The 18,436-nt window shown below is 63.9% G+C and carries 20 protein-coding genes; 9 read left to right on the forward strand and 11 right to left on the reverse strand.

Annotated elements, in window-relative coordinates:
• Positions 1-97: 97 nt before the first annotated feature.
• A complete protein-coding gene (locus ACLARN_RS27275; protein WP_409494307.1) occupies positions 98-487 on the reverse strand; it encodes a DUF3224 domain-containing protein in 390 nt (129 codons plus the stop codon).
• Between the two features lie 322 nt (positions 488-809).
• Here ACLARN_RS27275 and ACLARN_RS27280 point away from each other — a divergent pair, with 322 nt between their 5' ends.
• Entirely contained in the window at positions 810-3,119 is a 2,310-nt protein-coding gene (locus ACLARN_RS27280; RefSeq protein WP_409494308.1) for a helix-turn-helix transcriptional regulator, read from the forward strand.
• A 30-nt stretch (positions 3,120-3,149) separates the two neighbouring features.
• Here ACLARN_RS27280 and ACLARN_RS27285 read toward each other — a convergent pair whose 3' ends face one another.
• Positions 3,150-4,019: an NAD(P)H-binding protein gene (locus ACLARN_RS27285; protein ID WP_409494309.1), complete on the reverse strand. Its 870-nt coding sequence runs from the start codon at positions 4,017-4,019 to the stop codon at positions 3,150-3,152.
• Between the two features lie 72 nt (positions 4,020-4,091).
• Between ACLARN_RS27285 and ACLARN_RS27290 the strand changes: the two genes are divergently transcribed.
• The gene (locus ACLARN_RS27290) at positions 4,092-4,661 is read left to right on the forward strand and encodes a TetR/AcrR family transcriptional regulator (protein ID WP_409494310.1); all 570 of its coding nucleotides are present in this window, start codon (positions 4,092-4,094) and stop codon (positions 4,659-4,661) included.
• On the opposite strand, the gene ACLARN_RS27295 is transcribed toward ACLARN_RS27290, so the two are convergent.
• Positions 4,624-4,992: a hypothetical protein gene (locus tag ACLARN_RS27295; protein WP_409494311.1), complete on the reverse strand. Its 369-nt coding sequence runs from the start codon at positions 4,990-4,992 to the stop codon at positions 4,624-4,626. The genes ACLARN_RS27290 and ACLARN_RS27295 overlap by 38 nt on opposite strands.
• A gap of 462 nt (positions 4,993-5,454) precedes the next feature.
• Entirely contained in the window at positions 5,455-5,976 is a 522-nt protein-coding gene (locus tag ACLARN_RS27300) for a GNAT family N-acetyltransferase (protein ID WP_409494312.1), read from the reverse strand.
• Positions 5,977-6,250: 274 nt separating this feature from the next.
• On the opposite strand from ACLARN_RS27300, the gene ACLARN_RS27305 reads away from it, so the two are divergent.
• On the forward strand, positions 6,251-6,535 hold the full coding sequence (locus ACLARN_RS27305; protein WP_409494313.1) for a hypothetical protein: 285 nt from the start codon (positions 6,251-6,253) through the stop codon (positions 6,533-6,535).
• A 170-nt stretch (positions 6,536-6,705) separates the two neighbouring features.
• Here the strand turns inward: ACLARN_RS27305 and ACLARN_RS27310 are convergent, their stop codons facing one another.
• A complete protein-coding gene (locus ACLARN_RS27310) occupies positions 6,706-7,575 on the reverse strand; it encodes an SDR family NAD(P)-dependent oxidoreductase (RefSeq protein WP_409494314.1) in 870 nt (289 codons plus the stop codon).
• A gap of 3 nt (positions 7,576-7,578) precedes the next feature.
• On the reverse strand, positions 7,579-8,118 hold the full coding sequence (locus ACLARN_RS27315) for a nuclear transport factor 2 family protein (protein ID WP_409494315.1): 540 nt from the start codon (positions 8,116-8,118) through the stop codon (positions 7,579-7,581).
• A gap of 707 nt (positions 8,119-8,825) precedes the next feature.
• Here ACLARN_RS27315 and ACLARN_RS27320 point away from each other — a divergent pair.
• Complete coding sequence (locus ACLARN_RS27320) at positions 8,826-10,307, forward strand: BTAD domain-containing putative transcriptional regulator (RefSeq protein WP_409494316.1); 1,482 nt, start codon at positions 8,826-8,828, stop codon at positions 10,305-10,307.
• A gap of 11 nt (positions 10,308-10,318) precedes the next feature.
• Positions 10,319-10,999, forward strand: coding sequence for an SDR family NAD(P)-dependent oxidoreductase (locus ACLARN_RS27325; protein WP_409494317.1), 681 nt, complete (start codon positions 10,319-10,321; stop codon positions 10,997-10,999).
• A 98-nt stretch (positions 11,000-11,097) separates the two neighbouring features.
• On the opposite strand, the gene ACLARN_RS27330 is transcribed toward ACLARN_RS27325, so the two are convergent.
• Complete coding sequence (locus ACLARN_RS27330) at positions 11,098-11,985, reverse strand: NAD(P)-dependent oxidoreductase (protein ID WP_409494318.1); 888 nt, start codon at positions 11,983-11,985, stop codon at positions 11,098-11,100.
• Positions 11,986-12,157: 172 nt separating this feature from the next.
• A complete protein-coding gene (locus ACLARN_RS27335; protein ID WP_409494319.1) occupies positions 12,158-12,580 on the reverse strand; it encodes a DUF2000 family protein in 423 nt (140 codons plus the stop codon).
• Between the two features lie 48 nt (positions 12,581-12,628).
• On the opposite strand from ACLARN_RS27335, the gene ACLARN_RS27340 reads away from it, so the two are divergent.
• The gene (locus tag ACLARN_RS27340; protein WP_409494320.1) at positions 12,629-13,423 is read left to right on the forward strand and encodes an AraC family transcriptional regulator; all 795 of its coding nucleotides are present in this window, start codon (positions 12,629-12,631) and stop codon (positions 13,421-13,423) included.
• A 461-nt stretch (positions 13,424-13,884) separates the two neighbouring features.
• On the opposite strand, the gene ACLARN_RS27345 is transcribed toward ACLARN_RS27340, so the two are convergent.
• Together ACLARN_RS27345 and ACLARN_RS27350 are read right to left on the reverse strand one after the other, a co-directional pair.
• The gene (locus tag ACLARN_RS27345) at positions 13,885-14,361 is read right to left on the reverse strand and encodes a cupin domain-containing protein (protein ID WP_409494321.1); all 477 of its coding nucleotides are present in this window, start codon (positions 14,359-14,361) and stop codon (positions 13,885-13,887) included.
• A gap of 112 nt (positions 14,362-14,473) precedes the next feature.
• Positions 14,474-14,824: an NAD(P)-binding domain-containing protein gene (locus ACLARN_RS27350; protein ID WP_409494322.1), complete on the reverse strand. Its 351-nt coding sequence runs from the start codon at positions 14,822-14,824 to the stop codon at positions 14,474-14,476.
• A gap of 213 nt (positions 14,825-15,037) precedes the next feature.
• Here ACLARN_RS27350 and ACLARN_RS27355 point away from each other — a divergent pair, with 213 nt between their 5' ends.
• Positions 15,038-15,322: a winged helix-turn-helix transcriptional regulator gene (locus ACLARN_RS27355; RefSeq protein ID WP_409494368.1), complete on the forward strand. Its 285-nt coding sequence runs from the start codon at positions 15,038-15,040 to the stop codon at positions 15,320-15,322.
• Positions 15,323-15,935: 613 nt separating this feature from the next.
• Here ACLARN_RS27355 and ACLARN_RS27360 read toward each other — a convergent pair.
• Entirely contained in the window at positions 15,936-16,277 is a 342-nt protein-coding gene (locus ACLARN_RS27360; RefSeq protein ID WP_409494323.1) for a WhiB family transcriptional regulator, read from the reverse strand.
• A gap of 541 nt (positions 16,278-16,818) precedes the next feature.
• Between ACLARN_RS27360 and ACLARN_RS27365 the strand changes: the two genes are divergently transcribed.
• Positions 16,819-17,073, forward strand: coding sequence for a hypothetical protein (locus ACLARN_RS27365; RefSeq protein WP_409494324.1), 255 nt, complete (start codon positions 16,819-16,821; stop codon positions 17,071-17,073).
• Positions 17,074-17,125: 52 nt separating this feature from the next.
• The gene (locus ACLARN_RS27370) at positions 17,126-18,412 is read left to right on the forward strand and encodes a cytochrome P450 (RefSeq protein WP_409494325.1); all 1,287 of its coding nucleotides are present in this window, start codon (positions 17,126-17,128) and stop codon (positions 18,410-18,412) included.
• Positions 18,413-18,436: the final 24 nt, after the last annotated feature.

The following is an 18,436-nucleotide window of genomic DNA, read 5'->3' on the forward strand; positions in this document are numbered from 1 at the left end:
TTTCATACAAGGCAGCTCTGATGCCGCACCATCCGGAAACCTGTCACATGATTGACACTCCCGGGCATCATTTATCACCATGTTACGAACTACAGGGCTACAGCTCGTAGTCGAAGACGTAGGTGTGTTCGCCTTCCGGCGAACGCTTGATGTCCATCTTGGCCTTGAGTCCCTTCAAGTCACCGCCAGCCGAGTCCGCAACGACTTCGATGATCGCGACCCCGCCTCCAGCATTCCCGTACGCGGTGTGGCGCAGCACGAAGTCACCTTCGCGATCGTCGATTTTCGCGCGTACCCGCTCCATTCCCACATACGAGACCGAGCCATTGTGAGCCAGCACTTGAAGCAGGTTCGCTTCGCTCACGCCCTGAATACCGCCCTCGAAGGTCTTGGTGTTCCGTACGCGAAGCAAGCTGACGCCGTCTTGCTCGTCGTAAACTTCCTCTTCCCAGCTGCCCAGGTCGAACCGGCCGGTCACTTCGTTCATCGACTCTCATCATTTCCGTGTGTGCAGGCACCGCCACGGCGGTGCGCGATCCCATCGGGGGAACAGCGTTACTTTGCCGCCACGCGTTCGCAACAGGCAAGACCGGCACAATGCAATTGAAGTCGTGATCCATATCCTGACGGTTATCCGCCGGGGCGTCTTACTACCCAGCGAAATGGATCAGTCACCCATACACTCGAACCCTGGCGTCGGATCGCGAGTTGCGAGCGGCCGGACGCCGTCCGAACATGGCCACTCCACCGCGGGACGAAAGCGCCGGGGCTCCACTGAGTGGTGAGCCACGACAGCGAGGAGGACTGGGATGAGCCCGGCGGGTACCTCCGGCGCGGTGGGACGGACTCCGGCGGAGTTGACGACCTTCGTCGGCAGGAAGGCGGAACTCCTTCGACTGTCCGAGTCCTTCCGGAGCGGCGCGATGGTGACCTTGACCGGCCCTGGAGGAGTCGGCAAGTCACGCCTCGCAGCGCATTTCGCGACTTCGACACAAACAGGATTCCCCGACGGCGCATACTTCGTGGCGCTGGCCGATCTCAACGACCCGGAGTTGCTGGCGAGCACCGTCGCCGAGGCACTGGGACTGACGGATCGCTCGGCCCGCCCGGCGGTCGAAGTGCTGGTCGGCTGGCTGCGAGATCGACGCGCCCTGCTGATCCTGGACAACTGCGAGCACCTGACCGGCAGCTGCGCCCGGCTGGCGGACTCCCTCCTGACGCGCTGCCCGCGTTTGGCGATCCTGGCGACCAGCAGACATCCCTTGAAGGTGACCAGCGAGCAGGTCCTGCCCGTACCGCCTCTCGCCGTCCCCCGGCCGAGGATGGACCTGCGGGAACTGCTGGCGGTCGACGCGGTGCGCTTGTTCGCCGATCGTGCGTCGGCCGTCCTGCCTTCGTTCGAGATCAGCGAGAGCAATGCCGAGGACGTGGCCCGGCTGTGCGAGCGCCTGGAAGGTGTGCCGCTCGCCATCGAACTCGCCGCCGTGCGGCTACGGGCGCTGTCGGTCCGGCAGATCACGGAACGTCTGGACAGGCAGCTCGCGCTGCTGACCACGAGCGCGACAAGGCATGTTCCGGAGCGGCATGGAACGCTCCGGGCGATGATCGACTGGAGCCATCAGCTGTGCTCCGCGCCCGAACGCCTGCTCTGGGCCCGGCTGTCCGTGTTCTCCGGTGGCTTCGAAGCCGATGCCGCCGCGGCTGTGTGCTCCGGCGCCGGACTGACGGCCGCACAGACACTCGAGCTCATCGACAGCCTGGTCGACAAGTCGATCTTGATTCGCGACGAACGAGACGATGTCGTGTGGTATCGCCTCTTGGAGACGATCCGTCAGTACGGTCACGAGAAGCTCACCGCCGCGGGCGACGCGGCCCGTATGCGGCGGCGCCACAGTGACTGGTACCTGGCCCTCGGCCGGCAGTGCGGGCAAGCGTGGATCGGCCCGGATCAGCTGAGCTGGAGCCGGCGGCTGCACCGTGAGCACGCCAACTTGCGGGCGACACTGGACTTCTGCGGTGAGAATTCGGACGACGCTGTCGACGGGATGTCCATGGCGTTCCAGATCAAGGAGTTCTGGCTGATCCATGGCCTCACCTCGGAGGGCAGGCTTCACCTGGGCAAACTGCTCGACGCGGCTCGCCCGGACGCTCCAGGACGGGCGCACGCACTGTTCACCTACACCTTTCTCGCCTTGATCCAAGGGGATCGGCCCGCCTACGAGACGGCGCTGGAACAGACAGAGCATGCCGCCGAGAAGGAACGCAATGCCTCCGTCAAGGCCTACCTTCTGCTCGTTCGCGGCTACGACGCGCTGACCGCGGACCGGATGGCCGAAGCCGCCGGCCTGTTCGCGCGATCCGGTGCGTGGCAGCACGAACTGGGCGATCTCAGCGGTGAGCTGTGGGCACGCTTCAACCACGGCATTTCGACCGGGCTCTTCGGCGACCTCGAACGCGGGCGCCGGATACTGCGTGAAAGCGTCGCCGAGTACGCCTCCCGCGGCGAGGTCTTCTGGCGATCGTGGGCGCTGTGGTCCTTGGGCGCCACCGAGTATCTCGTCGGCGACCTCGAGCGAGCACGCGAGGCCTGCCACGAGACCCTTCAGCTCGAACAAGAAGTACAGGACAAGGCCATCCTCGCCTTCGTCCTCACGGTCAGCGCGGGTATCGCCGCCCGCAGCGGGCAGCACCGGCGGGCGGCGACGGTGTTCGGTGCGGCGACGGCGATGTGGGCGACGATCGGCATGTCCCCGGCTCGTTACGCGGCCTTCACCGACCCGATCCAGAAGGACACTGAAAGCGTCACCGCCCAACTCGGTCTCGACGCCGCCGCGGCGGCCTTCACCAGGGGATACACCATGCCCCCGCACGAAAGCATCGCATACACCCTCGCTGAGCAGAATCCCTCGTCGCAGACCGGCGCTCGCCACCCCTTGACCACACGCGAGACCGAAGTCGCCGGCCTGGTCGCCCAAGGCATGACCAACCGTCAGATCGCCGAAACACTCGCCATCAGCCAGAGGACCGCCTCTACTCACGTCGACCACATCATGACCAAGCTGAACGTCACCAACAGGACTCAGATCGCCACCTGGGCCATCACCGGAGCGCCCGACTGACCGGGGCACTGCGCCGTGAACATGCCGTGGTCAGTTCGCCCAAGCCGCGCGAACAGGCACGGCTTCGTCATGCAGGAACTCTTCGAACGCGCGAGGCGGACGACCGATGAGGTCGGCGACGGCCGTCGTCGTCGTCGCGAGCTTGCCCTCAGCTACCTCCGTGAACAACGCAGCGACGTCCTGGGCGAACGCCTCGGGCAGTCCTGCCGAGGCGAGCCGGTCGGCGAAAGCCTGCGCGGGCAGATCGACATATCGGATCTCCCGGTCCGCCACCGTTGACAGCCTGGCGGCGATCTCGGCGTGGGTCAGCGCCTGCGGCCCCGTGAGCACGAACGTCCCGCCATGCCGCGGCTCCCCGGCCAGCAGCGCCGCCGCGCAGGCGGCGATATCCACGCAATCGACGTAGGACACCCGGCTATCACCGTAGGCACCGAGAATGTTCCCGTCTTCGACGAACGCCCCGGCGCCGGTGCGGAAGTTCTGCATGAATCCGCTCGGCTGCAGAAGGCTCCAGCCGATGCCGGAGGCCTTCAAGTGTTCCTCGATGACCCCGTGCGCACCTTCCGCCAACCTCCCACCCTCGCGCGCGTGCCATACCGACACCTTCACGATGTGGTCGACACCGGCCTCGACGGCCGCGTCGATCACGCTTCGTTGCTGGCGGATCATCGGCTGCTCGCCGTTCACGGGCTGGACACCGCCGGCGTTCAGGAACACCCGGTCCGCGCCTTTCACCGCGGCCGCGATCGAGTCCGGGTCATCGAAGTCTCCGACGATGTACGGGCAGCCCAGCTCGTCACCGGTCTTCGCGTTCCGCACGAAAGCGGTGATATCGCCGTCACGCAGGCTGCGGACAAGGTGCCGGCCGATACTTCCGGATGCTCCGGTGAGCAGAATCATCGTGGTCTCCAGCTAAAGTGAGGGTGTCTCGACTAATAAGTCGAGGGTAGCTCAAGTTAAGCGGGAGCAAGCGTGAATCCCACAAGGCGGCCAAGAGCCGACGGACGTCGTAACCGTGAGCGGCTGCTCGCAGAGGCTGACGTGACGTTCCGGAAACGCGGTGTCGGCGCACCACTGGACGGTGTCGCCCGGCGGGCGGGCGTGGCGATCGGAACGCTCTACGGGCACTTCCCAGACCGCAGGGCACTACTCGGAGCGCTGCTACGGGACCGGAACGAGGCGCTGTTCGATGCCGGGGAGAAGCTGACCGGCCAGCCACCGGAAGCTGCGCTGCGCCGCTGGGTCGACCTGGTGGTCGAGCACGCCGCCACCTACCAGGGTCTCGCGACGATGCTGGCGGAAGGCGCCGACGACGAGGCCTCGGAACTTCATACGTCCTGTGCTCGGATGACGGCGATCGGCGAGCAACTTGTCGCCAACGCGGCCGGCGCTGGAGTGTTGCGCCCAGAGGTGACCGGCGCGGACCTCTGGGCCCTGATGAACGCCGGAGCGTGGACACGAGAACACGTGTCCGCCGACCAGGCGGACCGTCTGGTCGGCTACGTCATCGACGGAATGTTGGAGGCCCGTCCAGGATCGTGAATCCCTCGCTCGCTTCCCGATCGCCTTCAGCCGCCCGCCTGGCTTTGAGCAGGATGAACAGATGACGGGAAGCGTCGAGAAGATCGCTTCGCAGTTCGTCGGTCCGATCCAGGGCCGCGTGCGCGAAGGCCGCCCGCAGATAGTCGAGGATCGCCGGATCCTCCGCCGCGAGCAGTTGCTCGAGGCTGATCGCGGAGCCCGCGAGCCGTTGCATGAATATCCCCACGTCGGCCGGGCCGGACGCGACGGTGAGCATCACCACGAGTTCCTGCAGTTGTTTGTGCAGGAGAAAGAGACCGTCCAGTGTCGACTTGCCGTCGAGCCGGTTCATGTCGCCGTCCTTCCGCACCGCGGTTCTCGGAGGGTACGAACGAGATGACGAACACACCGTCGGCCCATGATGGGAAAGCTGTCCGGTTCGACCGGAACACTCACCGGCAGAATAAGAACCGAGTTCTCCACTCGATCGCCTGTGGACCATTTCATAAGACAGTTACACCTAGGTGGCTCTCGACACAGTTGCCGGACGGGACAGTCGCCGTGCCCCGCCCCGCTCGCCCGGATACTTCACGAACAGCGAAGTGTTTCGACGGATCGATTCAACACCCTGTGCGTCACCACGGCAGGGACCAAGCCGCGATTCGGCTATGACTCTTGCTCGAGGATCGATAACCGGCCGCACATCGATCCACGTCCACGCACATCGCGCTCGCACCCCAGTCGAACCGTGCTTGACCGAAACACTCCGTGCCTGTGCGGTGTCAGACCGGTCCGGTGGGCACGTATGGCCGGTCTATCCGGTACACATGATGACGGAAGTCAACCCCTGGGTTGCCCGGTTCGATCTCACCGCTGCCGACCCTGGCCATGCCGGCCTTTCGAGTGTGCGCCAGGAGGCGGAATTGTCCACGTGCGCAGCGACGATGACACACTCGGCATCCTCATGATCAGCCCAAAGATTGTCGAGGGCGGAGGAAACCATCTCGGTACCGAGTCCTCGACCGACGTTCACCGCGTCGCCGATGAGAAATCCGATCGCCATCGTGCCCGTCGGCACCAAGGTGATCTCAGCCAGATCGAGCAGACCGACGGGGTAGTCGCACAGGAACGAGCGCCGCACGAGTCCGACAGGCACAACGTCCACGACGGCCATGAGATCCTCGTTGGGTTCTTCACGACGCGCGGACGGCCCGAAAGCACGTTCAACCGCTTCCAGCGATGCCTCTCGGGACCACCACCGGGATACATGGGGAGCCGCCAGCCATCGAGACAGCAATGGGAAGTCATCCGGAGTGACGTGCCTCCAAGTCAACACGCCGCGGACATTCGCACAGCGAAGCCCGGCCCCAGGTTTGTCATCGTCTCCCTATTTTCTCCGACACTCAAAGGCGCCTGGAACACAAAAGTTATCCAAACGAAGGCGACTGATTGAAGTCGAACTGAATCCAAAGACCGCCTTGGCGCCCGTCCTCTGACCGGGCCGGCACGCCGCCACCCTCGGGTAAGCCCACTATTGCGTTCGTGTTAACAGTTCCCTGCAGCCGCCCGGCAGGCTGCTCGCGGTCGACGGATCCGTACCATCATGATCTGTGCCGATCGAGCAGTCCGCCAGCGTGATCACCGTGACCTACATGGAGTCCTCCGGCGAATGGAGGGTCTCACTCACTGCTTCAGACAAGGTTTTCACCACCCGGGCAGCGGATCTGCTCGACGCGAGAGGCCGAGTCGACAGGCTTATCGGAAAACTCGCGAAAGAAGGTATCAGCGGGACTTCTGTTCATATGATCGACGGTAGTGCCGTGGCATTCACGCGCGCCTACTTGACGGCGAAATTCCAGACCTCCGAAGATGTCACGCACGCCGCCGAACGATGACATCGCCGGCGCCGCAGGTGCCGGTTCATGGTGTCATCGAAACACGCCCGTGAACTCGGGATCCAGGCGTCGGGTGGTGGCTTGGCGACCCGCGGGCCGGGCGATACCGGGTGGATCAGTGCGCATGCCGTAGCCGCTGCGGATCCCTGATTCACGGCTACGGCAGGCAGTCACCCAGTCAGGTATCCTCCGCTGGCGTCGAGATCGGTTCCGGTCACAGCACTCGACTCGGGCGAACTGAGCCACATCACGACGGTCGCCATCTCCTCGGGCCGCACGATGCGTTTGATCGGGTAGTCCTGCGCGATCTGTTCGTAGGTCACCCCGAACGCTTCGGCGGCACGGCGAAGCATGGGAGTGTCCACCGCACCGGGCGCGAACGAGTTCACCCTGATGTTCTTGTCCGCGTACTCGAGGGCGGCGACCTTCGTCAAGGACGCGACCCCGTGTTTGCTCGCGTTGTACGGCGCGATCGTGGCGAACCCGACTTCCGCGGAGATCGACGCGGTATTGACGATGACCCCGCCGCCCCGCGCGAGCATGTGCGGGATTTCGTATTTCATTCCCAGGAATACACCGGCGGTGTTCGTACGCCAGACATTCTCCAGATCGGCTAACGTCTGTTCCGCGAGAGGCGCCGCACGCGGACTCTCGATACCCGCGTTGTTTACAGCGATATCCAAGCGGCCGTATCGGCGCACGCAGCCCTCGACGAACGCGCGGACGTCCGCCTCGACGCGGACGTCCGTCCGATGGAACGTCGCCTCACCGCCGCTGGCCCGGATGCTGTTCGCCACCTCCCTGCCCAGCTGTTCGCGACGGCCGCAGAAGTACACCTTCGCGCCCTCCACGGCCATCGCGCGTGCCGTGGCGGCACCGATACCCGAGGTGGCCCCGGTGATCAGAACGACCTTGCCGTCGAACCTGCCCCTCCGCGAGGTGACAGCGGAAGCGGTGGCGGCCGGCCCCAGGGTGCCGGCTGCGAGACCCAGCGCTCCCGCGGCCAGCACTCGGCGTCGTGACGTTGATCCTTCGTTCATGTCTCAGTCCTGTTCCAGCCGGGCGGGGATCCTCGCGAGGGGGTATTGCCGCCAGAAGTAACGGTCCGCCGCATGCTGGTCGCCGGCGAAGTTGACCGCCTCGGCGATCCTCCGGTCACGGATGCGGTAGGCCAGCGCCCAGGTGATGTCGAGGCCTGCCGGAGTGGTGCTCCACCCGCGATGGAGGTCGACCACCCACTCGCCGTCTGCGGCCAGGTACAGGATCTCGGCCCGAAACCCGGAGCGTCCGAGCTGTTCGAAGAAGGCGATCACCTCGTCCGGCCCCGTCTTCGTCCCCGCGAGCGGGTGATGCCCTGGAATCGTCCATCGGATGTCGGCAGCGAAGAACTGCCTCAACGCGTTGAGATCTCCAGAACCATAAGCTTGGTAGTAGCGGCGGATCAGGCTCACGTTCGGGTGTTCGCGCGCCGGCGCGGCCGAAGCCGTCCCGCCGGTCAACGATGTGGCCAGGAGCGCCGCGGCGCCTATACCGCCTGCGCGCAGGACCGCTGCCCTATCGATGGGTGTGCTTCGGTTTTCCACAGTCTGCTTCCTTCCGGAGTGGCCTTCCCAAGACAAACACCGGCGCTCCCGCGGGTCCAATACTCACGTTCATACGTATGGGGCATCGCGGAAGACCTCGGCACCGGCTCGGCTCCGCGGGGATGGCCATCTGCACAGACTCGCCCCGACGAGTGACACTCGCACCTCTTCACGAGCGCCCGAAGTGGACAAAGCGCTACCGAGCGTGAGCCGAAGCCAACGTGAAGTCGCTCCGATCGATACTTGACCTGCACTCGTCGAACACTGACTCGACGTCGACTTCCTTCTGTCGGCAGCCGCGGTCAGGGCGGGACCGCACCTTGCCGCTCGGACCCCCAGCCGGGAGGTGAAGGTAGGCACCGCCTCCGACAGAAGTCGCTGTTGGCCGCGCAGTTCTGGTCTCCGCGGCCGGTCCCGTCCCCAGCGGGTGCCGCGGAGACCAGAACACCTCCATGGTGGTGCTTCACCTGGCCTTCAGGTAGAGGTCGACTCATTCCCCTGGGTCATGCCTTACTATGCATCGGTTATCCCCGAAGAATCATCGACTTCATCTTGCGGGACCCACGTCAGCCGATGAGAATCAACTAGGACCGCCACAGATCTGCCCGACTTCAGGAATGGCGGAAACTTCTCACAAATCGGAAGACACAGGAGAAGCTTGTCTTATGCTGGGGGTTGAAGACAGCTCATGTCATTCGCGATACCATGTGGTCCGGGAACTCGAATTCGCGATCCTCGGACCCCTGTCCGTCAAGCACGGAAATCATCCGATCAAGATCAGCAGCCCGAAGTTAAGGGTGTTGCTTTCATCACTTCTCTTGATGCCTAACAGGCCGGTGACGATCAGCCAGCTGACCAGCCGGCTTTGGGGTGACGACCCACCTGAGTGTCCGCGCCGGGCTGTCCAGCTGTACGTGACCCGGCTACGCGCGGTCCTCGGCCCCTCACGGGAGCTATTGACCACCGTGCCCAGTGGATACCAGCTGACGATCGCGCCCGATCAACTCGACCTCCTCGACTACGAGGAACTGGTCGCGGCCGCGGCAAATAGTCGTGACGACTCCGAACGTGCACGGCTGCTGTCCGCGGCGCTCGAGCTATGGCGCGGTGATCCCTGTGAGGATGTCGCTTTCGACAACTCGCCACCGGCGGACCTCCGCCGGCTCACGGAGTCACGCTTGCAGGCCGAGGAAGACTACGTCGACGCCAAGTTGCGCCTCGGCGAGTACGGCGACCTGGTGGGTCGGCTCCGCAGACTGACCACGGACGCGCCGCTCCGTGAGCGATTCTGGGTGCAACTCATCGGTGTTCTCCACTCCTTGGGCCGCCAGGCCGAAGCCCTGGCGACGTACGCGGCGATCGCGAGCCGGCTCGCCGACGAACTCGGGGTCCATCCCGGCGAAGAACTGCGCGCGGCCCACACGCGAGTCCTGGCCGACGACATCGACCCAGTGGTGCCGAACGGCCGGTCGGTATCCGCTTCTCCGGTCGTGCCACGCCAGGTACCTCCGGGCACAGCGAAATTCACCGGTCGCGACGCATATCTTGCGCAATTGGACAAGTCCGCGTCCCCGATGGACCGTGGGACGCCGACGCTCAGACTGGTGACGGTGGATGGCGACCAGGGCGTGGGCAAGACAGCCCTCGCCGTACATTGGGCCCACCTCAGGGACCATCTGTTCCCCGACGGTCAGCTCTTCGTGAACCTTCGGAGCACGCCAGGGCCGGCTCCAACCGATGCAGAGGAAGCCTTGGGAACGATGCTGCGTTCTCTCGGGCGATCGGATTCCGAAATACCGGACGAACTCGACGAACGCGCGGCTCTCTTCCGAACGATCACCGCCGGCCGCCGGATGCTGGTTCTGCTGGACGACGCCGAAGCCTTCAGCCAGGTTGTCCCTCTGTTGCCCGGGCCTGGGAACTCCGTCATCATCACGAGCAGAAGAAAGCTAGCGGAAGTCGCTGTAGCCTACGGCGGAGAGCGAATCGCGATGGATGTACTCATGCCTGCCGAGGCATTGGAGCTCTTCGGGAAATTCGTGGGTGCGGAACGCGTTGCGACAGAGCGAGCCGACGCGGCATCCATTGTCGGGTCCTGTGGATATCTTCCTCTTTCATTGGCCGCCGTCGCGGAATGCATCAGCGATGTCGCGACGATGTCGCAATTCGCCCAGAGACTCCTCGCGTGACCGGCGAGCAAGTGGTCGTCGTCACCGGTGCCGGGGGCGGAATCGGCGCAGCGACCACAAGATGGCTGCGCGAAAGTGGCTGGATCGTCGTCGGCGTCGACCTGGTTCCGGCCGACGCCGACGTCTCGATCCAAGTGGACCTCCGTGACAGACGGGCTCTGGTCGGTTTGTTCGATCAGGTCGAGGGCGAACTGCGGAGTCCGGCCGCGTTGGTCAACGCGGCCGGCCTGTACCGGGCGACCGGTCTTCTCGACACGACGCCCGACTACGTCTCGGATGTACTCGCCGTCAATGTCACGGCCGCGATCATGTTGACCCGAGAACTGATCCGGCGGCGCCTGTCCATCGAACAGCCCGCGTCCGTCGTCAATGTCACATCTGTGGTCGCCCGCACTGGCAGTGATGATCCCGCCTACGGCGCGTCCAAAGGCGCTTTGGTCTCCGCCACCAAGGGAATCACCTCCGCATTCGGCCGATTCGGGTTCCGGGTGAACGCTGTCGCCCCTGGTGTGGTGGAAACAGGGATGTCGGCGGCCATTCCACGTGACCGCCTGCGGCACTACACGGACTCGATTCCTGCGGGGCGCTTGGGGCGGCCTGATGAGGTGGCCGCACCGATCGCGTTCCTTCTGTCCGAGGCGGCGTCCTATGTCAACGGCGCCGTTCTCGACGTCAACGGAGGATTGGCTTAACCAAAACAACGGCGAACATGCAGTGGTGCCCGCGCGTTCACAAGAGCGCGCGGGCACCACTGTTCACGTCGGCCTCCAGTCGACACCCCCGGGGTCGGCTAGACGGCCGTCGGCTTCCTCAGCGCCTCCGTCACCGCCGAGATGCTGTGCTCCCCATGTCCCAGCTCGGCGGCTCGCTCGAGAAGCTCCTGCAACGGCGCCCGCCAGGCGACGTCGATATTCGACTCCTTGCCGAGCTCCTCGTCGTGCGCGGCCGCCGCGAGAAAGAGATTCACGGTGGACATGGGTTCGCTGTAGTCACCCTTGTCGATCTCGCTCGCGAAGATCGGTAACACCGAATTGATCATCTCGAACCACTTGACGGTGAACCTCACCAGCGTGGCGGCCTCCAGACCACGAGCCTGGACGGCGGCCGCTCCCTGGAAGAATCCGACCAGCGCCGGCAGCAACGTGCCGCCGACGGCCATCTCGTAAAGGGCCGCGAGATCGGATTGGTCACCGACGTGGACCGTGTCACCACCGAGCACCTTCAGTGCCTCGAGGTATTCGTCGAAGATGTTCTTGTCGCCCGCGTAGTAGAGCAACGTGTCCGCTGCTCCGACCGCGGACGGCACGTTCTTGATCGCGCCGTCGAGGAAACGTGCTCCGTTTCCGGCCGCCCAGGCGGCCATCCGGCGGGCGTCTGCGGGAGACCCAGTATTCAAGGTGACCAGAGCACGGCCGGTGACAGCCTCGGCGGCCGACTCGAGGGTCTCAAGCGTGTCGTCGTAAGTGGTCAGGCAGGCGATGACCAGAGGGCTGGCCGTTACAGCGTCTTCCACCGTTTCCGCGTGCTGGGCTCCCTTGGCCACCAAGGGCGCGGCCTTCGCCGCGGTCCTGTTCCAGACCGTCGTGGGGTGCCCGGCCTCGATGAAGGCCTCTGCCAAGGCAGCACCCATCGAGCCGAGACCGATGACAGTCACCGGTGTACGGCCGTCCTGAGTCATGTTCTCGCTCCAGTCGATTCGCATATCGGAATGGCCCGTACTCGCCTCACGATGGAGTTCCGGCGCCTTGAGGATGATCGCCCGTTACAGAACTCCCATCAAGTACCGACTTTTATTTCGGATACTTACATGAATGTGCGTGCAGGCACTACCGCGCGGGCAGGCTCGGCGATCAGGAGCGGTACATCCGGGATCCTTTGAGGACTTTGTCGACGGCGTTCTTCGGGCCGTGCAGGGCCAAGCCGACGAGGTCCAGGTCGTCCCGCCGGACAGCGCGGACCGCCGAACGGTTGTCACGATCGTTGCCCGTCGAGAAGAGGTCCGACGTGAACACCGACATCGGAAGGCCGCGCGCCACCGCGCGGGAATGCGCCGCGGCTAGCACTTCCTTACCACCGGAGAAGACCAGGACGGGCTGCCGGAACATGGCCAGGTACGAGGTGCCGTCCGCGTCCTCGTAGGGCTCACCGACGAGGTCCGGGAGGGCGGCCGCGATACCACTGACCAGGAAGGCCGACACGTTGAGACTCTGCCAGGCGAGCAGGTCGTCCCGTAGCAGGACCGCGATCTTGGTGTCGAAACGAATGGGTTCCACCTGCCTACCGTGCCCTGCTCACCTGTCCGCGTCTTGTACATTCTTTGCATGTCGCCCGGTCCGCAGATCGCCGCGTGGCGGCCCTCGGTCAGCGGCCTGATCGAGGTGTTCCACGCCCGCTTCTCCGAACACCGGTACCCCATGCACACGCACGACGCCTGGACGCTGCTGATAGTCGACCAGGGCGCGGTGAGTTACGTCCTGGATCGTCACGAACACGGTGCGGCGAGTTCCGTGGTGACCTTGCTGCCGCCTCACGTTCCGCATGACGGCCGAGCCGCGAACTCGCGCGGATTCCGTAAGCGCGTGTTGTACCTGGATCCCGCCCTGCTGGGACAGGAGCTCATCGGAGCCGCGGTCGATCGCCCCGCCATCCCCGACCGCCTGCTGCACACTCGCGTCCATCGACTGCATCAGGTCCTGAAGCTGCCGGACGAGGAGCTTGAGACTCAGAGCAGGCTCACGCTGGTCGTCGAGCACCTTCAGCTGCACCTCCGGCGCCAGGAGGGCGGACTGCCGGACTTGTCGGACGCGCCACTGGCCCGACGTCTTCGCGACCTTTTGGACGCCAGGATCCGTACAGGTCTGACGCTGTCCGCCGCGGCGGAGCTACTGGCCGCGCACCCCGCTCACCTGGTCCGGACATTCACCAAGGAATACGGCATCGCGCCACATCAGTATCTGACAGGCCGGCGCGTGGACCTCGCGCGGCGGATGCTACTGGCCGGAACACAACCGGCAGACGTCGCGAGCGCCGTGGGTTTCTACGATCAAGCACATCTGTCCAGGCACTTCAAACGCCTGGTCGGTGTAGGGCCTGGGTGTTACGCGCGGCATCGTTGAGTGGTGACAGCCTCCTCCGCTTGCTACCACCACGGCGTCGGTTCTCCGATGCCAGACAAAACGCGGGTGGTGGGGAGGCAATCGTCCCCACCACCCGCGGTCTCCCGCCTGCGCCGAGCGGGCCCGACAGACACTGGACGAACTGAAGCGCCGATTCACCTTTGCCGCAAAGACCGACACCGCCACCGTCACCCTCGTGCACGGTTCGGCATCCTGATTCCAGGACTCGCGCCCTCCGCGGCCTTCGAGATCATCGCACTTTGTTTCGATCACAGCAGGCCTGCCGGATATCAGTACTCACGATTCCGCATCGCACACCCCCTATCCAGAGCACATGCTCGAACAACACGTAATGCGCTACATCACTTCTCGATTATCATGAAGAAAATGTCTTAATTCAAGATGAGGACAATGCGAAGAGCCGTCCGGCAATACCGTTCAAGTTATAGAAGTTCGCCGGGTCAGACGCCCTCGACAGCGCCCGGCGGAAGGAAGTCCACACCGTACTGACTCGTCACACTCAACCCCTCCTCCATGCTTTCGGTCTTGTCCAGCTTGTCGAACAAGGAAGCCAGTTGACCAGCAGGACTGACCCAGAACAACGCCCGAGTCGGCACATCGCCGCGGTTGTAGTAGGCATGCGGAAGGTTTCTGGGCATCCGCACGGTGTCACCCGGTCCGGCTGTCTCCCATTTCCCGTCGATGTAGAGGGTGAAGACCCCGTTCAGAACGTAGATGTGCTCATCTTGCCGCGGATGCACGTGCGGTGGTACCCCGGTCCCGGGAGGATCGTACGTCTCGAACGCGAAACTCGATTCACTGGATGACTTCATCGTGTAGGTATGGCCGAAAACGTTCCATACCTTCGACCCCATGGCCTCGTTCGCGAGGGTGATCCCTTTTGGCAACGGGCCGAGCACGATCTCTTCGTCTGACATGACACCTCCTGATGAACCTACCCGCCCACTATGCACGGCCCATGCCACACTGCCAACAGATTCCGCCTGCATGAAGCCGTCATGAATTCCGGCACGTCAGACCACGGACCGGTCACGTGACGCGATCGCTGTTCACCGGAGTCATCTTCCCGCAAAACCACGAGGTCGTGTTCGTTGCCCAGGTGGATAGAGCCCGCCCGGCGAGAGCGGGGGCCACCACTAGCAGCACCCCGAACGTATCCTCCAGAGTCGCGATACACGTGATGACAAGAGGGCTCGCGAGCAAGGCCGTCTTCAGGCTCCGTCCGAGTCTCACCCTGCCCGTGGTGCGGGCGCCGCGACCGGCGATGACAACGTCCCACACTGTCGTGAAGTAGCCGGCTTCGACGAGCCTTCCCGCCAATGCACTACCCTCCGAACCGAGGCCGACGACTGTCACCATCGTTCGGTCTTTTCGTGCCATGGCGGGTACTCCAGTCGACTCGGGACGCGGTGCGGCTCACGCCGGAGACACTTTGGCGATGCCACCGTGTACAGGACATAATCGAATCGCCGTGCGCGTTCTTGCAAGTACTTACAAGTCTTTCGGGTACTGACAACGAGGTAAGGAAGGAGGCCGGTGCAGCCGACTCAGAAGCGCAGGTTCACCTGCGGTCTCGATGCCGCGATCGCCGTGATGGGCGGAAAATGGAAAGGGTTGATCCTGTTCGCGCTCCAGGACGGACCACTACGGTACGGGATGGTTCGACGCGCGGTGCCCGGCATCAGTGAGCGGGTGCTGATCCTTCAGCTGCGCGAGATGGAGACCGCCGGCCTGGTCCACCGGGAGGTGTATCACCAGGTCCCACCGAAGGTGGAGTACTCACTGACCGATTTCGGCAAGACACTCAACGACGCGATGGCACCGCTCGGCTCCTGGGGTGAAGAAAATCTGGATCGCATCGAGGACATCAAGTGGTAGCAGATCACCGACTCACCCTCGCGGGTGATGTGACTGAGGACGTTCACTCACTCATGCGCCGACAGAGCGATTTCCTGTAACGGAGGAACGAAGTCCATCCCCGGATTTCGTTGCCGAACTCACTTGGCGAGCACCTTCCGGATCATGAGCGTAACCGAAGCCCTTCGATCACCGAGTCTTGGTTGACTCCTCGATGATCACCTACTTAGCTGCTTGGACCACCGCCCCGAAGACGAGCATCATGGGAGACGCACAGTAAAAGCATGCTTACCGCGGCCGAGGCGCGTCATCACCCGGCCGCCGATCGAGCACCTGTCCCGTCGGCACCGAAGAGCGGAATGACTTGGACACCCGGGCCTGAATCAGGTCGACTTCTTCAGCTCCACCTACGCGCGTACCTGAAAGTGAAGCAGCAGATTCTCACCAAACGAAACGCCTTCAGCTTTCATCGAGATGGGACGTCCCCGCGGGCGGATCGTATCCTCGACTCGCTGCTCGAAACGTCACGTCACTCCCGACTGGCACACCATGGCCGGCACGGGGTCGAGGAAGGGACGATGGCAAGCCCGGTGCCGGCCGGGCATCGTCCGCACCTTCGCAACGGACCGGCAGATCAGGACCTCCACTGGCAGCACCCCTGCCCCTGAACCCGCGAACTGTCATCCACCGCCTCAATCCTGATGTAGCTACGTTTCGCCGCTTCAAGCAGGTCCGCCCAGCTGGAAACATCCGGCCGCCGCCGCAACAATCCGCGCCGTTCCCGTTCGGTCATACCTCCCCAGATGCCGAAGTCGATCCGGCCATCGAGCGCTTCGGCGAGGCATTCCGTCCTGACCGGGCAACCGAGGCAGACCGCCTTGGCCCGGTTCTGTTCCGCCCCCCGGACGAACAAACCGTCCGGATCGGTGTCGCGGCACGACGCATTGACCCGCCAGCTCGACTGGTTGGTCTCCATACCCCCAGCTCCCTACCCTGGTGTTCGACACACCACGGGAGGACGAAAAGCCTGCGCTCCTGCCCCCATGAGCGTGTCTCCCTGTGTGCTCACGTCGGTTGAGCCGACACCTCCCCGGTGCCAGCGCCTCCGTTCACCGGAACAACCGGCCTCGAAGACCTCTTCACCGACGCGATACCGATGACGCTGAAACAGCGTCATCGGCGGGATTCCGGTCGCCGAGGCCAGGCGCCACAGCTCCCGAGCTCGCACACTGGCCGCGCAGAGAAATTCTTTGTCATCTGCAGGCGATCTACCCCTGATGCTTTTTATCTCATCCATGACACCATGCACTCCACCCGGTCCCAGGGATCACACCTTGAAAGCATGGCGTATCAGCCTTCTTTTCCCATGTCAACATTCAACGTCGACAGACCCTTGCTATCACGATCCAAGGTCACCTCTCAAGAAATACGGTTTCATTTCGGCTTCAGCGGTTTGGCGCGGAAGGTAGTCCCCCAGGCCAGAGGCAAGATGGAGGCTCCTGCGCACAGCCGATGTGGTGTCCGTTATCAAACTCACGCGTTGTTGCATCTCGCACATCTTGCCGCTCCCGGACGAAGATGAAATTCTTCGGATTCCTGAATCATGGGCCTCTGGACGCCACTGGTCAGTGCCGTCGGCCCGCAATGCGTATCCACAGTGTGACGAGAAGAATCGGAGCCTGAACATGAAGCACTTTCGCTATGTCACCGCCCGTCTGCTGGGCAAAACCCGCATGGGCGGTCTCTACACCTACTGGGACATCGCCAACTGAGCCGCCGTCGGGCCGGCTCCGGCCGGCCCGATCTCAAGTCTAAGGAAGCACGTTGACCGATAGGCGGCTTCGACCCCCTGGGCCGAAGGGCCACTGGCTGGCCGGCAACACGTTCGAGTACGACCGAGACCGCATGGGGTTCCTCATGCGATGCCATGACGAATACGGCGATGTCTTCGCCTACGACAAGAGGACGATCGTCGTACGCGACCCGGATCTCGTGCACACACTGCTGACCCGGACCAACGATGACTTCTCCAGCGAGAACTCCCCGGTCGCCACCCGATTCGACGCCGCTCGCAGCACGGCGGACTCACGGTTGTGGATGACCGCGCGGCGCTCGGGGTGGCGAGGACTGAACCAGGACGCCGCGACGGCTCACACCACGAGACTTCGTCTGCTGTTCGAACGGCGGGTGAATGGCACGGCAGGCCGCGAGATCGACGTCCTCACCTTGATGGAAGTATATTCCGGCGAGGCGGCAGCAGACTTCTGCCTTGGCTCCGATGCCGACGGCATTCCCGGAGTCGTCGTCGAAAACACCAAAGCAATCGCACCGCTTTCCGGTAGTTCCGAAGTGCTGCCTTCCTGGTTCCCCTCCCCGACCCTCAGACGTTTCCGGCGAGCGCACAAGAAGACACTCGACGTGCTGACCGAGAAGGTCGCCCACAGGAAGTCTGCCACCGTTCCCGAGAACCCTCGTGATCTTCTCGATGTCCTCCTGGCTGCGCGGCCCGCGCTGAGCGAGATTCAGGTGCAGCGACTCATCAGAGGCATCCTGCTGGCCGCGTATGGCGTGCCGGCCGCGTCGATGGCATGGACGATGTGGACCCTGACCACTCGCCCCGCCCTCTGGTCCAGTGTGGAGGCCGAGGCGATGGCCTGGGACGGCGATGGCGAGCCGTCCTTGGCAGACCTGCCGCAAACCGAGGCTGTCGTGAAGGAGGCCCTTCGGTTGTGGCCACCGACTTGGCTGATGGGCAGAGTCGCACTTCGCGCCACCACCCTGGGGAAGTGGCAGCTGGAACCCAAAACCCAGATCATGTTCAGCCCTTACCTGATGCACCGCGACAGCCGATGGTGGCCGTCCCCCGATTCCGCGGACCCCGAACGCTGGTTGAACGGCGGCAAACCGATCCACAAGTACGCCTACATCCCCTTCGGCGCCGGGCCTCGGGTATGCCTGGGCACGCGTCTCGGCCTGACGCAACTGGTGCTCACGATGTACTGGCTGACCAGGCAATATCAGGTGATCGCGCCAGACGCCTTGGCGGTCAAGCCTGTTTTCCACAACCTGCTCGCGCCATATGGGTTCCAGGCGACCTTCGTCCCGAAGTAGAGCCAGGTGGCCGTCGGCTTCCGG

It is taken from the genome of Amycolatopsis sp. cmx-11-12, assembly GCF_046269425.1.
GTDB lineage: Bacteria > Actinomycetota > Actinomycetes > Mycobacteriales > Pseudonocardiaceae > Amycolatopsis.

Excerpts from the sequence above, each read along its gene's own strand:
- ACLARN_RS27280 (WP_409494308.1), top strand. The coding sequence starts at position 810 with ATGAGCCCGGCGGGTACCTCCGGCGCGGTGGGACGGACTCCGGCGGAG.
- ACLARN_RS27295 (WP_409494311.1), bottom strand. The coding sequence starts at position 4,992 with ATGAACCGGCTCGACGGCAAGTCGACACTGGACGGTCTCTTTCTCCTG.
- ACLARN_RS27345 (WP_409494321.1), bottom strand. The coding sequence starts at position 14,361 with ATGTCAGACGAAGAGATCGTGCTCGGCCCGTTGCCAAAAGGGATCACC.
- ACLARN_RS27340 (WP_409494320.1), top strand. The coding sequence starts at position 12,629 with ATGTCGCCCGGTCCGCAGATCGCCGCGTGGCGGCCCTCGGTCAGCGGC.
- ACLARN_RS27275 (WP_409494307.1), bottom strand. The coding sequence starts at position 487 with ATGAACGAAGTGACCGGCCGGTTCGACCTGGGCAGCTGGGAAGAGGAA.
- ACLARN_RS27360 (WP_409494323.1), bottom strand. The coding sequence starts at position 16,277 with ATGGAGACCAACCAGTCGAGCTGGCGGGTCAATGCGTCGTGCCGCGAC.
- ACLARN_RS27350 (WP_409494322.1), bottom strand. The coding sequence starts at position 14,824 with ATGGCACGAAAAGACCGAACGATGGTGACAGTCGTCGGCCTCGGTTCG.
- ACLARN_RS27355 (WP_409494368.1), top strand. The coding sequence starts at position 15,038 with ATGGGCGGAAAATGGAAAGGGTTGATCCTGTTCGCGCTCCAGGACGGA.
- ACLARN_RS27285 (WP_409494309.1), bottom strand. The coding sequence starts at position 4,019 with ATGATTCTGCTCACCGGAGCATCCGGAAGTATCGGCCGGCACCTTGTC.
- ACLARN_RS27310 (WP_409494314.1), bottom strand. The coding sequence starts at position 7,575 with ATGAACGAAGGATCAACGTCACGACGCCGAGTGCTGGCCGCGGGAGCG.
- ACLARN_RS27330 (WP_409494318.1), bottom strand. The coding sequence starts at position 11,985 with ATGACTCAGGACGGCCGTACACCGGTGACTGTCATCGGTCTCGGCTCG.